Annotated in this window: 14 protein-coding genes; 7 read left to right on the top strand and 7 right to left on the bottom strand. The window is 63.8% G+C overall.

Features of this window, described 5'->3' with window-relative positions:
- Positions 1 to 198: 198 nt before the first annotated feature.
- Both PQQ96_RS38985 and PQQ96_RS38980 read right to left on the bottom strand, forming a co-directional pair.
- A complete protein-coding gene (locus PQQ96_RS38985; protein ID WP_408302301.1) occupies positions 199 to 1,488 on the bottom strand; it encodes a hypothetical protein in 1,290 nt (429 codons plus the stop codon).
- 280 nt (positions 1,489 to 1,768) lie between these two features.
- Positions 1,769 to 2,293, bottom strand: coding sequence for a GNAT family N-acetyltransferase (locus PQQ96_RS38980; protein WP_408302299.1), 525 nt, complete (start codon positions 2,291 to 2,293; stop codon positions 1,769 to 1,771).
- A gap of 306 nt (positions 2,294 to 2,599) precedes the next feature.
- On the opposite strand from PQQ96_RS38980, the gene PQQ96_RS38975 reads away from it, so the two are divergent.
- Complete coding sequence (locus PQQ96_RS38975) at positions 2,600 to 3,901, top strand: MFS transporter (RefSeq protein ID WP_408302297.1); 1,302 nt, start codon at positions 2,600 to 2,602, stop codon at positions 3,899 to 3,901.
- A 116-nt stretch (positions 3,902 to 4,017) separates the two neighbouring features.
- On the opposite strand, the gene PQQ96_RS38970 is transcribed toward PQQ96_RS38975, so the two are convergent.
- Positions 4,018 to 5,865, bottom strand: a complete 1,848-nt coding sequence (locus PQQ96_RS38970) for a tetratricopeptide repeat protein (RefSeq protein ID WP_408302295.1) — start codon at positions 5,863 to 5,865, stop codon at positions 4,018 to 4,020.
- Positions 5,866 to 6,003: 138 nt separating this feature from the next.
- Between PQQ96_RS38970 and PQQ96_RS38965 the strand changes: the two genes are divergently transcribed.
- The 3 genes from PQQ96_RS38965 (at position 6,004) to PQQ96_RS38955 (ending at position 9,478) form a co-directional block, all read left to right on the top strand.
- A complete protein-coding gene (locus tag PQQ96_RS38965; RefSeq protein ID WP_408302293.1) occupies positions 6,004 to 6,351 on the top strand; it encodes an ArsR/SmtB family transcription factor in 348 nt (115 codons plus the stop codon).
- The gene (locus PQQ96_RS38960) at positions 6,348 to 7,685 is read left to right on the top strand and encodes a cation diffusion facilitator family transporter (RefSeq protein ID WP_408302291.1); all 1,338 of its coding nucleotides are present in this window, start codon (positions 6,348 to 6,350) and stop codon (positions 7,683 to 7,685) included. Before PQQ96_RS38965 ends, PQQ96_RS38960 begins: the two co-directional genes overlap by 4 nt.
- 68 nt (positions 7,686 to 7,753) lie before the next feature.
- Positions 7,754 to 9,478 carry an FAD-dependent monooxygenase gene (locus tag PQQ96_RS38955; protein WP_408302289.1) on the top strand — a complete coding sequence of 575 codons (1,725 nt, stop codon included), beginning with the start codon at positions 7,754 to 7,756 and terminating at the stop codon, positions 9,476 to 9,478.
- 150 nt (positions 9,479 to 9,628) lie between these two features.
- On the opposite strand, the gene PQQ96_RS38950 is transcribed toward PQQ96_RS38955, so the two are convergent.
- The 4 genes from PQQ96_RS38950 to PQQ96_RS38935 are packed head-to-tail and all read right to left on the bottom strand — an operon-like array spanning position 9,629 to position 14,914.
- A complete protein-coding gene (locus PQQ96_RS38950; RefSeq protein ID WP_408302287.1) occupies positions 9,629 to 9,880 on the bottom strand; it encodes a formate dehydrogenase subunit delta in 252 nt (83 codons plus the stop codon).
- Positions 9,881 to 9,888: 8 nt separating this feature from the next.
- Entirely contained in the window at positions 9,889 to 12,846 is a 2,958-nt protein-coding gene (gene fdhF / locus PQQ96_RS38945; protein WP_408302285.1) for a formate dehydrogenase subunit alpha, read from the bottom strand.
- Between the two features lie 14 nt (positions 12,847 to 12,860).
- A complete protein-coding gene (locus tag PQQ96_RS38940; RefSeq protein ID WP_408302282.1) occupies positions 12,861 to 14,432 on the bottom strand; it encodes a formate dehydrogenase beta subunit in 1,572 nt (523 codons plus the stop codon).
- Positions 14,429 to 14,914 (bottom strand): NAD(P)H-dependent oxidoreductase subunit E, encoded by a 486-nt coding sequence (locus tag PQQ96_RS38935; RefSeq protein WP_408302280.1) that lies wholly within the window; start codon positions 14,912 to 14,914, stop codon positions 14,429 to 14,431. The genes PQQ96_RS38940 and PQQ96_RS38935 overlap by 4 nt, the downstream gene beginning before the upstream one ends.
- A 134-nt stretch (positions 14,915 to 15,048) precedes the next feature.
- Between PQQ96_RS38935 and PQQ96_RS38930 the strand changes: the two genes are divergently transcribed.
- From PQQ96_RS38930 to PQQ96_RS38920, 3 genes are all read left to right on the top strand, one after another.
- Positions 15,049 to 16,128 carry a substrate-binding domain-containing protein gene (locus PQQ96_RS38930; protein ID WP_408302279.1) on the top strand — a complete coding sequence of 360 codons (1,080 nt, stop codon included), beginning with the start codon at positions 15,049 to 15,051 and terminating at the stop codon, positions 16,126 to 16,128.
- A 109-nt stretch (positions 16,129 to 16,237) separates the two neighbouring features.
- Positions 16,238 to 16,504: a hypothetical protein gene (locus tag PQQ96_RS38925; RefSeq protein WP_408302303.1), complete on the top strand. Its 267-nt coding sequence runs from the start codon at positions 16,238 to 16,240 to the stop codon at positions 16,502 to 16,504.
- 495 nt (positions 16,505 to 16,999) lie between these two features.
- Positions 17,000 to 17,520: IS110 family RNA-guided transposase (locus tag PQQ96_RS38920; RefSeq protein ID WP_408302277.1), on the top strand; the 521-nt coding region annotated here is incomplete at its 3' end.

The raw sequence follows: 17,520 nt of genomic DNA, 5'->3' as shown, positions 1-17,520 counted from the left end.
TCGCATCCGGTCGACCCGCAGGAAATCCTGTAGTCTTTTTAAACAAACAGGCTGCTTTGTATAAAAAAGGACAGGGATTTGGGTCCCTGTCCTTAAATCAGCCCCGCCCGGCAAGCCCCCCAACAACACGCTAAGTGAGCGGCTCGCATTTCATTGATCGGGCTTTTTTTGCAACTCGATTTTGCGATAACGACTCGCTTACTTCGTGAACTGATCGGGAACCTCGGTCACGCGACGTTGCGACATGCGATTGATCCATTCGGTCCCGCCTGTTCCAGGCGGATTGATCGGCGCAGCAGGGCGCGACGGCGGCGCAATATTGCGCAGGTGTGTGCCGGCTGACGTGGTCATCGACGCGTACTCGTCGGTGCCGAGTTGCGATGGCGCGGGCGGCGAGTAAGGACCCGCCGACGATGGCGCCGGTGAGGTTCGATGTACGATCGCCGGCACCGCGACCTGCGGCACTTCGTCTTCCATCGGCGAGATGTTTGACAACCGCGGTGCCAACCGCGTCGCGATGGTGGCCGGCGAATTGCGGACGCTTCCTTCGTACAGGTTCGCGGCGGCCTTGCGTTGCTTATCCGCGGGGCGCGACACGTTCTTGCCGGCTGTAGCGCGTACCGGCGTTGCCTTGACTGGCGTGACGACTTCCGTGGCGGGACTTGCCGTGAAATCGCGTAGCGGAGCCGCCATAAGTGCGTTCGGCAAAATTTCAGGCGATGCAGATGCAGACGCAGACGCAGACGCAGACGCAGACGCAGACGCAGACGCAGACGCAGACGCAGACGCAGACGCAGACGCAGGTACAGGTACAGGTACAGGTACAGGTACAGGTACAGCCGCACCCGCGCCCGCCACGAGCACTGGCGACGACGCGGTGCTCGGTGCAAGCACCGCCGCACGGTTGTCGCCGATGGCACTGGGAATGACAGCGGCGTCAAACGAATGACGAGGCGCCAACTGCGCCTCCTGGCGAACCGCGACCTTGCCCGCTGGTTTGACATCGCTAATCGTCTGACGCTGCGGCAGATGACCGAACGCAACCCAGGCAAGCATCGCGGCGCCGCCGAGTGCGCAGGCGCCGCCCGCTAGCGCACCCCAATGCACCTGTGTGCCGCGCGGCGAGGCCGGAAGCGCCGGTGCGCTAACCGGCGAGAAAGCTGCGGCCTCGGTGGACACTCGCAAAGATTCGTCGACCGGCTCGTCGAACACAGTTGTCGAGGTAGCAGGTGAGGTGAAACCTGATGACGCAGCCGGTGGCGTGCGTGACGATTCCCACTGGCAGAGTGCGCGAATCGCCTCCGCATTCAGACAAAAGGTACGTAACACGGCCGCATAAAGCGCCTTGAGTTCCGCCCGCAAACTTTGCCCAGGCGGCAGCAGCGCCCAATCGCGGCCAAATGGCGCGGGCAACAGGCGGCAGAGCGGCGACAGGCTCGGCAGCGCCATGGAGCCTTCGATCAGGGTAAGGGGGATGGTGGTCGACATCGGTTTCTTCGCAGCGCCTCGTAAAGGAGCCGCGGGCTTGCGGCTCAGGGGGCTCTGGCTTCTGAGCGATGCGTATGAACGCGCGGTACACAACGCCATAGGGAAACGCCATACTCAGATCGAGCACGCCGCCGCATGACGTGTCACTGTGAAGCCATCGGGGTATGGAAGATGATGCCTGGAAGCGGCCGAACTAACGATCGGATTGTTCCGAAAAACGCGCTGTTCTGTCCTGAGTCGGCCCCGCGCTGGACGACGATCAAACCAGGGCGCGCTTATCTCATCGATCCAGCCGGTACACGTAGCGCAACGCGGTGATATCCACGCCACCGATCTGGTCCGGTTCCGCGCCGACGAACTGCCAGCCGTGCTTCTCATAAAAGCCGATCGCCGGCGTGTTGCCTTCAAGCACGTAAAGGTACAACTGCGTCTCGCCTTGCGCGCGAGCCCAGTCTTCGGCAGCGCGTATCAACAGCTTGCCTGCGCCGATGCCCTGGTGCGCCGGCAACGCGTGCAGATTGTCGAGCAGGACACCCCAAGCGGACTCCGGTTGCTGTTCGACACAAACGAAACCGACCGGCTCGCCCGCGAGCTCGGCGATCAGGACGATGCGGCGCTCGCCGCCCGGTGCACGCAGGCGCGCTTCCCAATAGGCGGCGCGCTCCCGCGTGACCTCGCCGTCGAGGAACGCGTCCGGCAACAGGCCGCGATACGTAGCCTGCCAACTGGTGCTATGGATTGAGGCGATCAGCGCTGCATCCGCGAGGGTTGCAGGACGCAGTGAAAGTGCGTGGGAGGGTTGCATCGGAACGGTGCTCAACGGGAATTGCCTGTCTGCAAAAAGTGTATCGCAAGGGTGAGCGGACGTTGTCTGTAATGAAACTGTATGGAATGCGCGACAGTGCCATCAACGGTAACATTACGTGTTGCGAACTCTGGGTATTTCACAACGTTTACCCTGATACCGCGCGAATGTGTTCAGCATGAAAATTCAGCGCCCCCGGCGCGTTCCAAGAAATTGCCTGTGGCATCCGCTTGCCGAGCGCAGTGGATCGATTCAACTGCCCGAGCGCCACCCGTCTGCGTGGCAACGGGTTAATAAGAGAATGTCATGTCTACTGCGTCACACGCCACGTCCTCATCCAGAGAATCCAAGGTCAAGACAGTTTTCCGCGTGGTCAGCGGCAACTTTCTTGAGATGTACGACTTCATGGTCTACGGCTATTACGCGTCAGCGATTGCCAAGACCTATTTCCCGAGTGGCAGTGAATTCGCCTCGCTGATGCTGTCGCTGTCGGTATTCGGCGCGGGCTTCCTGATGCGCCCGCTCGGCGCCATCGTGCTGGGTGCCTATATCGACCATCACGGCCGGCGCAAAGGCCTGATCCTCACGCTCGGCCTGATGGCGCTCGGCACCCTCACGGTCGCCGCGATTCCAGGTTACGCGACCATTGGTGTGCTTGCTCCGGCGCTCGTGCTGTTCGGCCGGTTGCTGCAAGGCTTCTCCGCCGGGGTCGAACTGGGCGGCGTATCGGTCTATCTGTCGGAGATTGCTACCAAGGGTAACAAGGGCTTCTATTGCGCGTGGCAGTCGGGCAGCCAGCAGGTTGCCGTGGTGTTCGCCGCGCTGATCGGCGTGTTCCTGAACAAGTGGTTGCCGGCTGACCAGATGACGGCCTGGGGCTGGCGCGTGCCGTTCCTGATCGGCTGCCTGATCGTGCCGTTCCTGTTCCTGATCCGCCGTTCGTTGCAGGAAACCGAGGAATTCAAGGCGCGCAAGCATCATCCGAGCATGGGCGAGATCATGAAGACGATGGTCGCGAACTGGGGCATCGTGCTGGGCGGGATGGGCATGGTCATCATGACCACCGTGTCGTTCTACATGATCACGGCCTACACGCCGACCTTCGGCAAGGAAGTGCTGAAGCTGTCGTCGATCGATACGCTCGTCGTCACCGTCTGCATCGGTTTGTCGAACCTGATCTGGCTGCCGCTCGCGGGCGCGTTGTCGGACCGCATCGGGCGCCGTCCGGTGCTGCTCGCCTTCACGATCCTGACGATCGTCACCGCATACCCCGCGCTGCAATGGCTGGTGGCCGAGCCGTCGTTCGTTCGCCTGCTGGCGGTTGAGCTGTGGTTGTCATTCCTGTACGGCAGCTACAACGGTGCGATGGTCGTGGCGCTGACCGAAGTGATGCCGGTCGAAGTGCGGACCGCCGGTTTCTCGCTGGCCTACAGCCTGGCTACGACGATCGGCGGCTTCACGCCGGCCATCTCGACGCTGCTGATTCACACCACCGGCAACAAGGCCGCGCCGGGGCTGTTCCTGGGCGTTGCGGCGATCTGCGGGTTGATCGCGACGCTGGTGCTGTATCGCACGCCGGAGTCACGCAATCAGTATCGAACGGCGTAAGGGTCGGCTTAAGACTGGCCGTTTATCCGGACAAACAAAAGCCCCGCGTTCTCACGAGAGCGCGGGGCTTTTTGTTGGGCGCCGCATGGCGACGGATTTCGCTGAGCCTGGCCCAGTTAGCCGCGGCGCAATTCGTTCGCCACCGCCTCCACCACATCGCCCCACGCGCCGGGTTGCTGCTGGCGCAGCAGCGTTGCGCCCGGATACCAAGGGCTGCGCGTCTCGCCGACGAACCAGCGCCAATCCGCAGCGAACGGCAGCATCAGCCACAACGGTTTTTTCAGGGCGCCGGCGAGGTGGGCGATCGAGGTATCGATCGACACAACCGCGTCGAGCCGCTCGATGATCGCCGCGGTATCCGCAAAATCGCCAATCCGCCTATCCAGTCGATGAATCGACGTCGCGCGCGAATGCGCGTCGAGCGCCGCGCGTTCTTCGGTGCTCAATTCAGGTTGCAGCACGATCCAGTCGATCCCTTCGAGCGCGAACAGCGGTGCGAGCGCGGCGAGCGGCATCGAACGGGTTTCGTTCTGCTGGATACGTCCTGACCACGCAATGCCGATCTTGCGCTTGGCGTGACCGCCGAGCGAACCGCGCCATTTGCGGCCGTAAGCCGGCGGCGCGCTGAGGTAGGGCGTGCGGCCGGGAATCGTGTCGTAGGTCGTGCCGAGCGCGAGCGGCAAGCTCAGCAGCGGGCATTGCAGATCTGCCGCTGGACGCGGTGCGCCCTGGGCGATCAACGTCACGCGCCAGGCTTGCGCGGCCGGTGCAAGCAGCGGCAGCAGTTGCGGCTGCACTTCGAGCACGACGCGCGCGGCACGCTGCGCGGCCAGCGGCACGAAGCGCACGAATTGCAACGTATCGCCGAAACCCTGCTCGGCATGGACGAGGAGCGTGCGTTGTTCGATCGGCTCGCCGTGCCAGCGCGGCAAAGTATGGATGACCGGCTGCGCGGTGGTCTGCAACCGCCATTCGTATTCCGGCAGCCCGCGCGCGAAATCGCGCAGCGCGAGCCATGCCAGCGCGCGGTTCATATGCGCGGACGCAAGGTCGGGGCGCAAGCGCAGCGCCTGATCGAACGCCCGCACAGCCGCCGCGTGCGCGCCGAGCGCTTGATGTGCTGTGCCGAGACTCAGCCAGGCGAGCGCGAATTGCGGATCGAGGCCGACCGCGCGCTCGAGATAGGGCAGCGCCTGCGCATGGCGCCCCAGCGCTGCAAGCGCGTTGCCGAGCCCGAAGATGGTAGGCGGCAGGTTCGGCTGCAAAGCCAGCGCGGCCTGGAAAGAGGCGACCGCTTCTTCATGGCGGCCGAGGGCGTCGAGCGTATTGGCGAGGTTGAAGTGCGCGGCGACGAAACGCGGTTCGGCTGCCAGCGCCGCCTGGAAGCGCGGAATCGCTTCGTCCGCGCGTTCAAGCGCGTTCAGCGACATGCCCAGATTGTTGAGCGCGCCCGCATGCCCCGGGCGCAGTTCGAGCGCGCGCTGGAACGACGCAATCGCTTCCGTATGACGGCCGAGCGCATGCAATGCGTTGCCGAGATTGTTATGCGACGAGGGGTCGTTCGGCTGGAGGCGCAACGATTTCTCGAAGGCGTCGGCGGCGTCTTCGTGGCGGCCCACCGACGCGTAGGCATTGCCCAGGTTGTAGTGCGCCATCGGGAAAGACGGCGCTAGCGTGAGCGCATTGCGGAACTGTTCGATGGCGTTGTCAATCTGGCCCAGCGCCTTCAGCGCGTTGCCGAGGTTCAGTTGCAGCGCGGCGTCTTCCGGGCGCAGGTTCACCGCGCGCCGCACGAGTTCGGCGGCTTCGGCGTGCTGGCCCTGCTGGTGGCGCAGGACGCCCAGCAGGTGCAACGCATCGACGTGCGCGGGATTGCCGTCGAGCGTCGCGCGGTAGCCGCGTTCGGCGTCGTCGAGGCGGCCGTCACGATGCGCCGCGAAAGCGCGGTCAAATACTTGTTGCATGACGGATGGATGGCATTCGGGTGAGGCAGAGGCCGCATTTTCCCACACTCGCCGGGCCGCTCTCCGATTTGACCGGTTGTCTCGATATCTATAACATATGAATACCTGTTCATATGTATGCTGAAGATGCCGCTTGTCATGGCTTCCACTCCATTGTTTGTTAGTGTCGAAGACCGTCCGGTGGAGACGATCGTGCCGCTGGCCGACCTGTTTCGCCTGCTCGGCGACCCAACGCGCTTGCGCATCGTGCTGGCGTGCGTTGACGAGCGGCGCGCGGTCGGCGCGATTGCGCAAGGGTTGGGCCTGTCGTCGTCGCTGGTGAGCCACCATCTGCGACTGTTGCGCGCGGCGCGGATTGTGCGCGCGGAGCGGCAGGGCAAGCAGGTGTTCTATCTTGCCGCCGACCGTCACATCAGCGCGATGCTGGCCGGCATGCTCGAGCATGTGGCCGAGCCGGCCGGCGAATTTCCTCTGGACCCGCCATGAATAAAACCACCACCCCGAACCGGGGCGCCGAAGAACGCGAGGACGACCACGCGCCGGTGTGGCTCGATGGGGAATTCGACGGAATCGATGGCGCGGATGCGCAGGTCGAAGGGCAAGAGAGCGGAGCGCGTGACCACGGAGCGCATGAGCGTGGGGCAGACGCGCAGGGTGCACTCGAGCGCGGTTCACACGACGCCGACCATGCTCACAACCACGGCACCGACGGCGCTCATAGCCACGGCACTGACCATGCTCACAGCCACGGCACCGACCACACCCATAGCCACGACGCCGACCACGCCCATGGCCACGACCCCGATCACGCCCACAGCCGCGGCGCCGACAGCCACAGCGACCATAGCCACGGTAGCCACGCCGGACACGACCATAGCCAAGGCGCCCACAGCCATGCCGGCCACAGCCACGGCGGCCAGGGCCACAGCCACGCCCACGCACCCGTCGCGGGCCACGGCCGCGCCTTTGCACTCGCCGTCGCACTGAACGTCGCGATCGTGGTGATTCAAGCCGTCTACGGCGTGATCGCGCATTCCACTGCGCTGCTCGCCGACGCCGGCCACAATCTCTCCGACGTACTCGGCTTGCTGCTCGCCTGGGGCGCAACCTGGCTCGTCGCGCGTCGTCCGTCAGCACGCTATACATTCGGCTACGGCAGTTCGTCGATCCTGGCGTCGCTCGCCAACGCGGCGCTGTTGCTCTTCGCGTGCGGTGTGATCGTCGCCGAGGCAATCGGACGCCTGATAAACCCGGCACCGGTCGCGGGACTCGTGGTGTTCGTCGTCGCGACGGTTGGCGTGGTTGTGAACGGCTTCTCGGCGTGGCTCTTCATGCGCGGCCAGAAGGATGACCTGAACATACGCGGCGCTTTCCTGCATATGGCCGCGGACGCCGCCATCTCGGCCGCGGTCGCGATCAGCGGCCTCGTGATTCTCTATACCAACTGGACGTGGCTCGACCCGGTGATGAGCCTGCTCGTGGTCGCGGTGGTGGTGGTTGGCACATGGGGCCTGCTGCGCGATTCGGTGCGCATGGCGCTCGATGCCGTGCCGCCCGGCGTCGACCTGCAGCGTATCCGCGACTATCTCGCCGGACAGCCCGGCGTCACCGATGTGCACGACCTGCATGTGTGGGCCCTGTCGACCACCGGCAACGCGCTCAGCGCGCATCTGGTAATGCCGGCAGGCCATCCTGGCGACGAGTCGATCGACGGCATCGTCGTCACGCTGCGCGAACGCTTTTCGATGCACCACGCCACGCTGCAAGTCGACCTCGGCACCACTGAGCATCGATGCGCAATGGATCATCCTCACGATTGATGCAGCGCACCGTTGGGCGGATTGTCGGCGGCGTACACTAGAACGACCTGTCGCCTCCGGAGTTCCGCATGGACGTCGCCGCTCACGATGCTTCGCCGGTGCTGATCGTCGGGGCGGGGCCGACCGGGCTCGCCGCGGCGATGAGTCTGGCGCGCGCCCACATTCCCGTGCGTCTGATCGACAAAGCGCTGCAACCGAACCCGCATTCGCGGGCCATCGGCATTCAGGCGCGCACGCTCGAACTGTTTGAACAGCACCGGCTGATCGAGCCGTTTCTCGACCTCGGTCATCGCGCGCGCATCGCCAATCTTTTTTCCAATGGCATGCGTCTCGCGCGTCTCGACTTCGACCCGCTACGCACGCGCTATCCGTATCTGCTGTTTCTCGATCAATCCGTGACCGAACGTGTGCTGACGGAGCACCTCGCCACGCTCGGCGTGAAGATCGAACGCGGCGTTGAACTGATGATGTTCGCGCAGGGTTCCGCCAGCATTCAGGTGACGTTGCGTCGCGCGGACGGCCATACCGAGACCCTGCGCCCGTCGTACGTGATCGCTGCTGACGGTGCGCATAGCACGATCCGCCACCGGCTCGGCTTGAGCTTTGCGGGCAAGACCTTCGAGCAGACGTTCCTGCTTGCCGACGTGCATGCCGAAACCGATTGGCCTGAAGACGAATTCCATATCTTCGCGTCAGGCGAGGGTCTTGTCGCGCTGTTTCCGATGGGCCATGGCCGTCATCGTCTGATTGCGGATCATCCGCTCGAACCGACCACCGTCCCGGAGCAGGCCACGCCTGCCGTGCTCGGTGAACCGTCGCTCAACCGGGTCTCACCGCCGTCGCTTGCTGAATGCAAGGCGCTGATTACCCGGCGCGTGCGGGAACGCGTCGACGTGTCGGAGCTTGCATGGTCGTCGTATTTCCACCTGAATAGCAGGATGGTGGAGAGGCTGCGCGTCGGCCGCATCTTCCTCGCGGGGGATGCGGCTCACGTACACAGCCCGGCCGGCGCGCAAGGGATGAATACGGGCATTCAGGAAGCGTTCAACCTCGGCTGGAAGCTCGCGCGCGTGTTGAAAGGCGCGGCGCCTGACCGCCTGCTCGATACGTACCACAATGAACGGCATCCGATCGAGCGTGACGTGCTTCGGCAAACCGGTTTCATCACGCATATGGCCGAGGCCGATCATGGACCGCTGAAGCTCCTGCGCGAGCGCGTGATGCCGGTGCTGGCCGCTCTCGGTCCGCTGCGCGATGCGGCGCGCATGACCATCAGCGAGTTGTCGGTGCAGTATCGGCGCAGTCCGCTGACGCTCGAACGCCTGCTCGACGGCGGCCCGCGTGCCGGCGAGCGGGCGCCGGATGCGCTGGTGCATGTGGTGGATGGGCCGCTTGGCCGCGCGCCGGGTGTCGGTTGCATTTTCGATCTGCACGATCCCGCGTTTTTCTCATTGTTCCTGCTGGTCCCGCCGCTGCCCGTCGACGAAACGCCGCTCGATCCGGCCGCCAAACATGCGCCGCCGCCGGATCCGGAATTGGAGCGACTGGCCGCGGAAGTCGAAAGATTGTTGCCGGGCGCAGTACGCATCTGGCGCGTGACCGATACGAGCGGCGAGGGCGCCCCGGCGCTGTCCGAATCATATGGACGCACCAGGCCATCGTTCTACCTGGTGCGGCCGGACGGCTACATCAGCGCGCGCGGGCGCACGGGCTCCGATCTGCACGGCTTGCTGCGGCATTGCGAAGCGTGGTTCACCGAGGGTGGAGTGATACCGGAGCAGGCGGCGCTGTGAGATGGGCCTGTGGGGCTGCTGTCCGATTGCCTGCCTGTCAGGTTGGCAACTGCACTGGACCGTCTGGTGGGCCTATGCGGTGACCGGGCAAGGCGGCCCCCGTAACATGGGCCTCCTTGTACACGGCAAGTGTCGGGTGAACTGCGCAGTCTAAACCGTCAAGGCTGCGGCCGGCGTCAGCCCGTCACGATGCTTGACAAGCGCTTCCCTGACGATACCTGACATCTCGATGCCGCTCGCATCCGGCTCATCGAGCGCCGTCAACAAAGCGCGTCGCATGCGCGGCTCCCAGAAGCGGCGGATATGATCGGCGATGCCGGCGAGCGCTTCTTCGCGGTCCGGCATTGAATCGAAAAAATCGCCGATCCGGTTCGCCATGTCGATCAGATTCTGATTGTCCATGGCTCGCCTCACTTACCTGACGTTGCGTTGGCCAGCTCACGCTGCTTCAGCAGATCGAGCTGCTCCGTGTTGAAGCGCGAATAGTCCTGCTGCCATTGCGACGGCTGTTCGACCGGCATCACCTGCACCGCGGTCACCTTGTACTCGGGACAGTTCGTCGCCCAGTCCGAGCTATCGGTGGTGATCACGTTCGCGCCCGATTCGGGGAAGTGGAACGTCGTGTAGACGACGCCCGGCTGCATCCGCTCGGTCACTTTCGCGCGCAACACGGTTTGTCCCGCGCGCGATTCGATGCCGACCCAATCGTCGGTCTTGATGCCGCGTTCTTCTGCGTCGTGCGGATGCAGTTCCAGCCTGTCTTCGTCATGCCAGCGCGAATTCTCGGTGCGGCGCGTTTGCGCGCCGACGTTGTACTGCGACAGGATGCGGCCCGTCGTCAGCAGCAGCGGGAATTTGCGCGTGACCTTCTCAGGCGTGGCGATGAACTTCGTAATCACGAACTTACCCTTGCCGCGCACGAAGGCGTCGATGTGCATGGTCGGCGTACCGTCGGGCGCGTTCTCATTGCATGGCCACTGGATGCTGCCGAGCTCCTCGAGCTTCCTGTACGACACACCGTGGAACGTCGGCGTGAGACGCGCGATCTCGTCCATGATCTGCGACGGATGCGCGTAGTCCATCTCATAGCCGAGTGCGCGCGCGAGCATCACCGTGACTTCCCAGTCGGCGTAACCCGGCACAGGCGGCATCACCTTGCGCACGCGCGAGATGCGGCGCTCCGCGTTGGTGAAGGTGCCATCCTTTTCAAGGAACGACGAACCGGGCAGCAGCACATGCGCGTACTTCGCGGTCTCGTTGAGAAAAATGTCCTGCACGACGATGCATTCCATCGACGACAGAGCCGCCGACACGTGATGCGTGTTCGGATCGGACTGCACGATGTCTTCGCCCTGGCAGTACAGGCCCTTGAACGTGCCGTGCACGGCGGCGTCGAACATGTTCGGGATGCGCAGGCCCGGTTCGGGCTGCAGCGTCACGTTCCATGCTTCTTCGAACAGCGCGCGCGTGATCGAATCGCTGATATGACGATAGCCCGGCAGTTCGTGCGGGAACGAGCCCATGTCGCACGATCCCTGCACGTTGTTTTGGCCGCGCAGCGGATTCACGCCGACGCCTTCGCGGCCGATGTTGCCGGTGGCCATTGCCAGATTCGCGATACCCATCACCATCGTCGAGCCTTGCGCGTGTTCGGTGACGCCGAGGCCGTAGTAGATCGCGGCGTTGCCGCCGGTGGCATAGACGCGAGCAGCTTCGCGGATGGATGCGGCAGGCACGCCGGTGAGTGCCTCCGTCGCTTCCGGCGCATTCTCGGGCAGGGCGACGAACGCACGCCATTGCTCGAACGCGCGGGTTTCGCAGCGTTCGGCGATAAATGCTTCGTTCAGCAGCCCTTCGGTCACGATCACATGCGCGAGCGCATTGACCACCGCCACATTGGTGCCCGGACGCAATTGCAGATGATGCGACGCCTTCACGTGCGGCGTATCGACGATATCGATACGCCGCGGATCGACGACGATCAGCTTCGCGCCCTCACGGATGCGACGCTTCATACGCGAACCGAACACCGGGTGGCCGTCGGTCGGATTCGCGCCGATCACCATGATCACGTCGGCCTTGTCGACCGATGCGAAGGTTTGCGTGCCGGCCGATTCGCCCAGCGTGGTCTTCAGGCCATAGCCGGTCGGCGAGTGGCACACGCGCGCGCAGGTGTCGACGTTGTTGTTGCCGAACGCGGCGCGCACGAGCTTCTGTACGAGATACGTTTCTTCGTTCGTGCAGCGCGACGACGTAATGCCGCCGATCGAATCGCGGCCATACTTCGCCTGAATGCGGCGGAATTCCGACGCCGCATAACTGAGTGCTTCTTCCCAGCTGACTTCGCGCCACGGATCGGTGATCTTCGCGCGAATCATTGGCTTGGTGATGCGGTCCTTGTGCGTCGCGTAGCCCCATGCGAAGCGGCCCTTCACGCACGCGTGACCTTCGTTCGCCTGGCCGTTCTTGTGCGGCACCATCCGCACGACCTGGTTGCCCTTCATCTCTGCCTTGAACGAGCAACCGACGCCGCAATACGCGCACGTGGTGACGACCGAATGCTCAGCCTGGCCGAGCATGATGACAGTCTTCTCCTGCAAGGTCGCGGTCGGGCACGCGGCGACGCATGCGCCGCACGACACGCATTCCGACTCCATGAACGGCTGGTTTTCGCTGGCCGCCACGCGCGATTCGAAACCGCGTCCGGCGATCGTCAGTGCAAACGTGCCTTGCGTTTCCTCGCACGCGCGCACGCAGCGATTGCAGACGATGCACTTCGACGGGTCGTACGTGAAGTACGGATTCGATTCGTCTTTCTTGTCTTTCAGATGGTTCGCGCCATCGAAGCCGTAGCGCACTTCGCGCAGGCCCGTGACGCCTGCCATGTCCTGCAATTCACAGTCGCCGTTGGCGGGGCAGGTCAGGCAGTCGAGCGGGTGATCGGAGATGTACAATTCCATCACGTTACGGCGCAGCGACTGCAGGCGATCGGTTTGCGTGCGCACTTTCATACCGGCTTCGACGGGCGTCGTGCACGAAGCGGGGTAGCCGCGCTTGCCTTCGATCTCGACCAGACACAAGCGGCATGAGCCGAACGGCTCAAGCGAATCGGTCGCGCAGAGCTTCGGCACGTTGACGCCGGCTTCGACGGCGGCGCGCATCACTGAGGTGCCGGCGGGAACCGTCACCGCCTGGCCATCGATTTCGAGTGTGACGTCGACATCGGCATGGCTCAGCGGCGTGCCGTAGTCGGTGTCGTCGAAAAATGAACGGGGCGAACGTTGTTGCGCCTGGGCTTGCGATTTGCACGCGCAGTTGCCGGAGCCGCCCTGCGGGGCGCCGGCGGGGGAGTTGAGCATGTCGGACATCTGAGGCTCCTGGGTCAGGCCGCAGCCGCTTTGGGCGCGTGATCGTGCACGTTGTCGAGACCGAAGTCTTCGGGGAAATGGTCGAGTGCGGACAGCACCGGGAACGGCGTCATGCCGCCCATCGCGCACAGCGAACCGGACACCATCGTGTCGCACAGATCGCGCAGCAACTGCACTTGCCTGGTGGACCTATCGCCGTTGCGGATCCGTCCGATCACTTCAACGCCGCGCGTCGAGCCGATCCGGCAGGGCGTGCATTTGCCGCACGATTCGAGCGCGCAGAAGTGCATCGCGTATTGCGCGAGTTCGGCGAGATTCGACGTGTCGTCGTGCACGACGATGCCGCCGTGGCCGACCACCGCGCCGACTGCCGCGTACGCCTCGTAGTCCATGGGGATGTCCCACTGGCTTTCCGGCAGATAGGTGCCGAGCGGGCCACCGACCTGCACCGCGCGCGCGGGCCTGCCGCTTGCCGTGCCGCCACCGTAGTCGAATAGCAGTTCGCGCAGCGTGACGCCGAATGCCAGCTCGACCAGACCGCCTTGCTTCACATTACCGGCGAGCTGGAACGGCAGCGTGCCGCGCGAACGGCCCATACCGAAGTCTTTGTAGAACGCTGCACCGCGCGCGAAGATGATCGGCACCGTCGCGAGCGTGATGACGTTGTTGATCACCGTCGGCTGGCCGTAGAGGCCGACCAATGCCGGTACCGGCGGCTTCGCGCGTACGATGCCGCGTTTGCCTTCGAGCGATTCGAGAAGCGCGGTTTCTTCGCCGCACACATAAGCGCCTGCACCCTTCGCCACGAACAGGTCGAAGCGATGCGCTGCCGAGCCGAGCACGCTGTCGCCGAGCCAACCGGCGGCGCGCGCCTTGGCGATGGCGGCTTCGAGCGTCGCAATCGAGTGCGGATATTCGCTGCGCACGTAGATGTAGCCGACCGTCGCGCCGGTCACGACGCCCGCGATGATCATCCCTTCGATCAGCACGTAGGGGTCGCTTTCCATCACCAGTCGGTCGGAGAACGTGCCGGAGTCGCCTTCGTCCGCATTGCAGACGATGTATTTCTGCGCCGCTTTGGCGCCGCGTACCGTGCGCCATTTGATGCCGGCGGGAAAGGCTGCGCCGCCGCGGCCACGCAGGCCGGATTCGATCAGTGCTTCACAGGCGGCGTTGCCGTCTGTTTGCAACGCGTTGCGCAAGCCTTCGAGGCCGCCGTGGGCGACGTAGTCGTCGACGGAAAGCGGATCGGTGATGCCGATGCGCGCGAAGGTCAGGCGCTGCTGCTTCTTCAGATACGGTATGTCATCGACCACATCGACGCGGCGTGCGTGCTCGCCGCCTTCAATAAAGCCGGCGTCGAACAGCGCTGCAATGTCGGTTTCTTCGACGTTCGCATAGCCGACGCGGCCTTCGGCCGTCGCCACTTCGACGAGCGGCTCGAGCCATAGCAGGCCGCGCGAACCGTTGCGAACCAGTTCGATTGCAATGCCGCGGCGTGCGGCTTCAGCTTCGATCGCTTGAGCCAGTGCATCGGCGCCAAGCGCCAATGCTGATGAATCACGAGGAACGTAGACGCGCGTCATGCTGCGACCTCCACGCATTTGCTGGCGGCTGCGAACAGCACGTCGAACTTTTGCGGTGTCACCTTGGCGTGCAAGGTACCGTTGAGCATCATCGCCGGGGATAGTGCGCACTGGCCGAGGCAATACACCGATTCCAGCTCGACCGTCGCGCCATGCCGATGCTCCGCATCAAAGCGGCAGCCGGTGTGCGTCTCGATATGCTGCGCGAGCGCCTCGGTGCCCATACTGCGGCATGCTTCGGCGCGGCACAGTTGCACTGTGACGGGCGCCGCGGGCTGCGTGCGGAAGTGGTGGTAGTAGGTGATGACGCCGTGCACTTCCGCGCGCGACAGGCTCATGGCACGCGCGAGAGGCGCAACCGTGTCGGGCGGCACGAAGCCGAGTTCGTCCTGAATGGCGTGCAGTACCGCTAGCAACGACATGCCCGGCTGCGCGTGACGCTGCACGAGCTGGTCCGGTGCGATGGCGATCGAATCGTCCAAGTGGGGGCTCCTCCAAAGTCATATATGCACTTGTTATTCATAATGCGTGCACTTATGCTTCATATATTCGATATGGGATAGCCGAACAATAGGCGGGTGATACGCCTCGTGCAATAGGAAAGAGTTGAGCATATATGATCAGGATCGAGTGCCAAGCGCAGCTGGTTGTGAAGGGCCCGGATGGCCGCGAGGCCAGCCTGTCGGACGTCGTGCCGCTGCTCGCGCTGGTGGACGAGTCCGGCACCATCGCGCAGGCGGCGACGCTTAAGGGTTTGTCCTACCGTCACGCGTGGGGTTTGCTGCGCAGCATTGAGGAGCGTTTGGGTGGTCCGCTGATCGCGAAGGAGCGTGGGCGTGGCTCGGTGCTGTCCGAACTCGGGCAGGCCGTGTTGCGCGCGCAGCGTCTGTGCGGCGAGCGGCTCGACGGCAATATGCAGGCACTCGCGAGCGAAGTCGCCAGTGAGCTGAACCGCTGGCTCGCGCCACCCGCCGACGACGTGCGGATCCACGCGTCGCACGGTTACGCCGTGGCGGCGCTGGTCACGGCGCTGGTCGCGAACGATCTGCCGGTCGATATCAAATACCGCGACAGCGCGGACGCGGTGAGCGCGCTTGCCCGCGGCGAATGCGATCTGGCTGGCTTCCACCTGCCGCTGGGCGAGTTCCGCGCGGTATGCGCCGATACGTATCGACGCTGGCTCGATCCGCAGCGTCATGTGCTCGTGCATCTGACGAGGCGCAAGCAGGGCCTCTTTCTCGGCAAGGGCAATCCAAAGGGAATCAACGGTTTGAGCGACCTGGCGCGCGACGATATTCGCTTCGTCAATCGCCAACCCGGTTCCGGCACGCGCATGTTGCTCGATCTCGCGCTACGAAAAATCGGGGTCGATCCGGACCGGGTCAACGGTTATGCGTCGACGGAACTCACGCATTCGGCGATTGCGGCGTTCGTGGCGAGCGGCATGGCCGATGTGGGTTTCGGCGTCGAGCCGGCGGCGCATCACTTCGGGCTCGACTTCATTCCGATCGTCGACGAAGACTATTACTTCGCCTGCGACCGCGCCCGGCTGGAGCGCACGCCGCTCGCCACAGTGATCGGCTTGCTGCGCGGTACGGCGTTTCGGCATAGCGTCGACCAGCTCGAGGGTTACGATCCGCGCGACTGCGGCAGGCTGCTCGATCTCGATGTGGGGCTTGGTCCAACTGCGCTGTAAGCAACTGTAAACAAAATGATGCCGTCGCCGCTGCGTGGGGCGTTTGTTTGGGATAATCTCTAACCTTCCGCTTACGCCTTAACCGCGCGCTATGCCGCGCTGGATCGATATGAAAGTTCTTCTTCACGCATGTGCTGCGGCAGCAACGGCCGGTTTGCTGTTCGCCACCGGTTCGGTTGCCTTCGCGCAGAATTCGCCAGGTGTGCCGGGCGGTATCTTGCAAGATCAGTTCCGTCTTGCTGAACATCCGCAGCTTCCGTTTGCAGCGTCGGCGCCCTCGGACAAATACCAGTCCGACAAAAAGTCAGCCATGCGCAAGCGCGGCGACAACGGCGATCCGAACGGTTGTAATCTGCAGTGTCCTAAAGACGAATAAGCGCGAGTTAGCGCTTTCGGGTTTCGCTTTTGTGTTCCACCTTTTGTGGTGCGCTTTTGTGTGCGTTCGAGACGCCGGCATGCAGCCGGCGTTTTTCATTGGTGCGCCCGGTAGGGCGCACCTACTTGGAGGTGAAAGTCCTCTACTCGCCCGACAAGGGGAAGAGTTAGCTGAACGGCAAGGGTGTCGCGGGCGACTGCGAATCTGGAGGAAGCCGAAGGCAAAGCGCTGGCCTGACGAACAGGAAGCGGATACGAGGCGACGTAGCCGGGCGAGATGTCCAAAGTCATCAAAGCCCAATACTTGCACGGAAGGCTGCGGCGTATATCCGACAGGCGTAAGCGTGAAGGTGAGTGCGCAATACCCAATGGGATGGACGCCCCCACCCGTCACGGCATGGATGTGCCAAAGTGGAAGTGTCTAGCAACCACTTGAACCCCCCGGCGCACGGGATTTGTCGAGGAGCGTACCGCGCTGGTCAACCGGTTGCGTGGGTTGCTGGCCGAGTTCGGCGTGTTTGTGCCGCAAGGTATCGGTCAGTTGCACAAGCAGTTCCTCGACCGCATTGAGGATGGCAACAATGAGCTGACAGGGCCGGCGCGCCAGGCCCTGATGCGCGGCTGGGCGCAATGGCAGGCGCTGGATGAGGAGATTGCCTGGTTTGACAGGCAGATTGCCGAGCACGCCAACCACGACCCGCAGGCGCAGCGTTGCATGGACGTATGCGGCGTAGGCCGGCTGACGGCATCAGCCGCAGTGGCGACGGTGGTGGATGCCCGCCAGTTCAAAAACGGCCGGCAGATGGCCGCCTGGCTGGGTATTGTGCCCAGGCAGAAGAGCAGCGGCGGCAAGCAGCGGCTCGGGCGCATCACCAAACAAGGCGACGACTATCTGCGCACCTTGCTGTTCCAGGGCGCGCGCTCCGCAGTCCTGACAGCGCACCGACATGACGACCGGCTCTCGCGCTGGATCGTTCAGTTACAGGCGCGCGTGGGCTACTACAAGACACTGGTCGT

The organism is Paraburkholderia sediminicola, from assembly GCF_046027825.1.
GTDB classification, from domain to species: Bacteria; Pseudomonadota; Gammaproteobacteria; order Burkholderiales; family Burkholderiaceae; genus Paraburkholderia; species Paraburkholderia sediminicola_D.
Note: the sequence above shows the minus strand (reverse complement) of the source record. Positions and strands in the feature narration are given on the sequence as shown.